Here is a 588-nt window from a genome sequence, read left to right as displayed (position 1 = left end):
TCCGTTCGCGTTGCTTCATCACAATTGATAATCACAAACTGCTCACCATTAAACGTAAATCCTTGTATCTCATTCAATATTAAGCTACCAATTCCTGCATTATATTGCACATCGTGATCACCCGATTGCAAACGAACAACTGAACCATCGCGTTGCACACCATCTCTTACTGGCGGACACAACGCTCCAAGTGATCCATCTGATGCTGGGTCAAGTGAACCAAGACGCACTAAAATGCTGCCATCAGGAGTTGGTGCATTGGATGCAATAAATGACATTTCACTAAATATAGTTACCAATGGCGCAATCGTTTCAAAGAAGTTTTCCTGTAAGTCTGTTGTTGTATTTACTCGTTCTGAATCTGGTGAAATTGTTGAACCTGCAGGTAAGCGAGAAGCTGGCGGTAGCAATAGTGCTGAAGCTAATGGTGTTGTACTACCTACAATTTGGAACGGTGCAATTGTAGTCCCTGCGGCTAGTTGTGTCGTTCTGTTAAATACCGTATCTGTCACAACAGTCAGTGGACTTACTAATGGTATACCATCTACAACTGACCCTGCTGCCAATACTGAGCCTGCAGGTATTAAT

Annotated in this window: 1 protein-coding gene; it reads right to left on the bottom strand. The window is 42.9% G+C overall.

Features of this window, described 5'->3' with window-relative positions:
* Positions 1-588 (bottom strand): hypothetical protein (locus KC460_05230; GenBank protein ID MCA9770744.1); only part of this gene is annotated, 588 nt, incomplete at both ends.

The organism is Candidatus Dependentiae bacterium (assembly GCA_020431705.1).
Lineage (GTDB): Bacteria > Babelota > Babeliae > Babelales > Vermiphilaceae > JAGQHQ01.
The sequence above is the reverse complement of the archived record's forward strand: the minus strand, read 5'-3'. Positions and strand labels throughout refer to the sequence as shown.